This is a genomic window from uncultured Lamprocystis sp. (assembly GCF_903933125.1).
GTDB lineage: Bacteria > Pseudomonadota > Gammaproteobacteria > Chromatiales > Chromatiaceae > Thiodictyon.
In genome coordinates, this window is the sequence record NZ_CAIZIZ010000515.1 from 1 (window position 1) to 4,460 (window position 4,460).

Consider the following 4,460-nt stretch of genomic DNA (forward strand, 5'->3'; position numbering starts at 1 on the left):
AACCCGAACCCCGAACCCCGAACCCCGAACCCCGAACCCCGAACCCCGAACCCCGAACCCCGAACCCCGAACCCCGAACCCCGAACCCCGAACCCCGATGACCATCAAAGACCTGTTCGCCAACGCCATCGACCGTCGTATCGAGGAGGTCATCAAGGTCGATCAGGCCGACGCGGCGATCATCCGCGACGAGTTGGCCGAATACATCGTCACCGACTCGATCCGCGCGCATTTTCTGAAGATCTTTGAACACTACCAGACCACCTGGCAGAAGCCTAACGAAGGGATCGCCATCTGGACTTCGGGCTTCTTCGGCTCGGGCAAGTCCGGCTTCGCCAAGTACCTCGGTCTTGCGCTGGCCAACCGCGACATCCTCGGACAGGGCGCCGGGGACTTGCTCGCCCAGCGCTGCAAGGACACCAAGGCCCAAGTCCTGCTGACCAACATCGCCGAGCGAATCCCCACCGAGGCCGTGATCTTCGACGTCTCCACCGACCGCGGTATCCGCACCGGCAACCAGAGCATCACCGAGATCATGTACCGACTCTTCTTGCAGAGCCTGGGGTACGCGCGGGATCTCGATCTGTCCGAGTTGGAGATCACCCTGGAGGACGAAGGCCGCCTCGACGCCTTCAAGGCCAACTACCGGAAGGTCTTCGACAAGGACTGGGACTACGAGAAAGGCAAGATCGCCACCGCCGTCCAGCAGGCGAGCCGCGTCATGCACGCCATGGACCCGGCCACCTACACGACGGCCGACAGTTGGCGCGAATCGGCCATGAAACGCGCCGACATCACCCCCGGGGACTTGGCGGCCCGCTGCCTGGAACTGATGTCCCGCCGGCGGCCCGGCAAGAACCTCCTGTTCGTCATCGACGAGGTTGGTCAGTTCGTCGCCCGTGACGTTCAGAAAATGCTCGATCTCCAGGCGGTCGTGCAAAGCCTCGGGCGGGTCGGGCGCGGCAAGCTGTGGATACTCGTCACCTCCCAGGAAAAACTCACCGAACTGGTCGGCGGGCTGGACGATCGCCGGGTCGAACTCGCCCGCCTGATGGACCGCTTTCCGTCCGAGCTTCAGGTTCACCTGGAGCCTTCCGACATCTCGGAGGTCACCAGCAAGCGCGTGCTCGCGAAAAACGCCGAGGCCGAAAAGATCCTGCGCGAACGCTTCACCGAGCACCGCGGCCGGCTGACGGACAACACCCGCCTCACCGCGGACATCACGCTGCCGGAACTGACGGCCGATGCCTTCATCGATCTCTACCCGCTGCTCCCCTATCAGATCGACCTCATCATCCAGATCGTCTCCGGCCTGCGGACCCAGGGCGGGGCGAGCAAGCACGTCGGCGGCGCCAACCGCACCATCATCAAGCTCGCCCAGCAATTGCTCATCCATCCGGACGTGGACCTGGCCAGCCGACCCATCGGCACCCTGGCGCGCGTGGACCAGATCTACGATCTCGTCTCCGGCAACATCGGCAGCGAGATTCGCGCCAAGATTGCCGACATCGGCACCAAGATCGCCCACCCGTCCGCCCAAGCGGTCGCCAAGGTGATCTGTCTGTTGCAGTACGTGCGCAGCGTTCACCGGACGGCCGAGAACATCGCCGCCGCGCTGCACCCGGCCATCGATGCCGATTCGCGCCTGGCGGAGGTCCGGCAGGCCCTGGAGGCGCTGGAGAAGGGCCTCATGGTCCGCCGCGGCGATGACGGCTACCGGATTCCCTCGCCGGCTGAGGATGACTGGGAGCGCCAGCGTGCCGCGCTGGTCCCCAAGCCCGGCGACACCGCCCGCCTGCACGCCGAGGCCGTCACCGCCCTCTGGCAGCCGCAACCCTCCCACAACCTGCTGAACGTCAAGCCCTTCAAGGCGGGGCTCTACCTGAGTGAGCGCCTCGCGGTCGAGGGGGACATCCCGTTCCACCTGGCCCTGGCCGAGCTCGGAACTGAATTCGATCAACAGGTGGAGGACTTCCGCCGTCGCAGCCAGACCGAGACGCAGGCCGTCTTCTGGATTGCCGCGATGGGTGACGCCATCGACCGCGAGACCGTCGAACTCCACCGCTCCAAAGAGATCCTGTCCCGCAAGGAGCGGGGCGCCCAGACCAAGGACGAGTCCGCCCTGGTGGCGGAGGAGAAGATCCGCCAGCGCCGCCATCAGGACGAATTACGGCGCCTCATTAAACAGTCGCTGCTTACCGGCACCATCTTCTTCCGCGGCAACGACCGCAGCCCGGACGAGAATGCCGGCGAGGTCTCCCGCACCGCGGCCAAGGTCCTGTCCCAGGCCCTGCCGGAGGTCTTCGACCGCTTCGCGGAAGCCGCCGCACGGGTCACCAAGAACGATCTGGACGCCCTGCTGACCACCGAAAACCTGCGCGGACTGACACCCGTCTACGCGGACCTCGGACTGGTGCGGGACCAGGGCGGCAAGCCCGTCTTCGATGTGGAGACCGGGGTACTCGCCGAGGTCCTGGCCCGTATCGAGAACCGCACCAGTTACGGCGAGACCGCCAGCGGGCGCTGGCTGACCGATGAGTTTGCCAAGGAACCCTTCGGCTGGGAGTTCGACACCGTGCGGCTCCTGGTCATCGCGCTGCTGCGCGCCGGCAAGATCGAGGCGACCAGCAAGGGGCAGGTCATCGACTCCGCCCTGTCACTCGACGCGCGCACCACCTTCACCAACAACAACCTGTTCCGCCAGGCATCCTTTCGCCCGCGCACCACCGACTGCGAGTTCACGGACTACATCGAGGCGTGCGAGGCTTACAAGACCTGCTTCGGGAAAGAGATCCAGGAGTACGAGGAAAACATCATCGCGGCGGCCATCCGCGCGACCACGGAGGGCTTCGAGGAAAAGTTGCGGGAGGTCCTCGCCCAGCTCGACAAGCATGGGCTACCCGGTGGCGAGGTGATTGCCGCCGCCCTGAGCAACAGCGTCGGCTTCCGCCGCCAGCGCGACTGCCAGACGCTCAAGGCCTTCACCGCCTGCCACCAGGCGCTGAAAGAGGCTATCAAGCGGGGGGCCGAACTCGCCAAGGCCCTGACGGAGCCCGCGCTCCACGACCTGGGCCTGGCGCGCAAGGCGCTCGATAGTCTCTGGCCCTTCCTGGAGCACGAGCCGGACTTGAGCGACGGCGACCGGGACCACGCCGAGCAGCTCAAAGACCTGCTGGCGCGGGAGTCCTTCTTCCGCGAGCTGCCGGCCATCGATCAGCACGCCAAGGCTCTGGAGACCGCCCACCAGGCCCGCCGGCAACAGGCGCTCGACGCCCGGACCCAGGCTTACGCGGACGCCCTCCAACAACTGCGCGGCACCCCCGGCTGGGAGGAGGTCGGCGAGGAACAGCGCAACCGCATCGCCGAGCCGCTGACGACCTACACTGTCGCAAAGGCCGCCACCGCATCGATACCCCAGCTCCGAGCGGACCTCGACGCCTGTTCCGTCCGGCGCGACAAGGCCGTCGAAGACCTGATGCGTCTGCTCGACGGCAACCGGGTCGTCAAGATCAGTGCGGCCGGCTTCTTCTCCGGTGGGATCGAGAACGAGGAACAGCTCGATCAGGCGCTCGACGGGCTGAAGGAGCAGTGTTTGGAACTCATCGCGGCCGGCAAGAAGGTCTTGGTTCAATAAGACACGATCGCCATGAGAGCCTCCATTGACCTGCGCACCCTCGCCAGTCGCGAAAGCGAGCAAACCGAGTGGAAAGAGAATGTTGCCGATATTGACGATGTCGTCGAGACCTTGTCGGCTTTCGCCAACGACTTGCAGAATCTTGGCGGGGGCTATGTCGTGTGCGGTGCACAGGAAGAAAAGGATGAGCATGGCTTTCCGAAACTTGTACTCACCGGACTCACCGCATCACGTTTGAAAGAAGTCGAAGGCAAGACGCTGAGCAGATGTCGCGATCTCGTCTCGCCGCCGATCACCCCGCTCGTTGAAGAGTTGCCTGCCGAGCAACCGGAGCGTCGCATCCTGGTATTCATACAACCGGCGACGGATCAGGCGCATACGTTTCGGCGAGGTAAGGACGGCGGCAAGCACTATGTGCGTGTCTCTCGCTCGACCATCGAGGCCCGTAACGGGGTCCTGCGCAATCTGCTTGTGCGCAAAGGCGCCATGGAGCCATGGGACCGTCGGCCCTGTAACGCGGCAACCGAGAACGATATCGATTTGCTCGCGCTACGCGAGGCCCTGCAACGCATGGGCGTATTCTCATCCATGCGCGGTTTGGAACCTTATCTATCGGACACGGCGCAGCTCAGCCCGTTCGTGCCTTCACTGTTCATCCGCGAGCCGCTCTCCGGCGTTCTGCGACCACCTCGACTTTGGCCATTTTTGCCTGAGGCCGGGCGCTGTGCACGGGTGGGCTGGACCAGGGCCGGCGGCTCCTGCGGAGGTGGCGGCAGCGGGAGACCGGCGGTATCGTCTGAAGTCGACCAAAACACCAGCCGTCACC

2 protein-coding genes are annotated in these 4,460 nt (G+C 64.9%); both read left to right on the forward strand.

All coding sequences use genetic code 11. From position 1 onward, the window contains the following. Positions 1–97 precede the first annotated feature (97 nt). Entirely contained in the window at positions 98–3,634 is a 3,537-nt protein-coding gene (gene brxC / locus QZY03_RS28205; protein ID WP_295587084.1) for a BREX system P-loop protein BrxC, read from the forward strand. A 12-nt stretch (positions 3,635–3,646) separates the two neighbouring features. After that, the coding region (locus tag QZY03_RS28210) for a helix-turn-helix domain-containing protein (protein WP_295587086.1) at positions 3,647–4,460 on the forward strand (814 nt) is incomplete at its 3' end.

What these genes read in the sequence shown, in the direction of transcription:
- brxC (WP_295587084.1), top strand. Translation starts at nt 98, where the DNA reads ATGACCATCAAAGACCTGTTCGCCAACGCCATCGACCGTCGTATCGAG.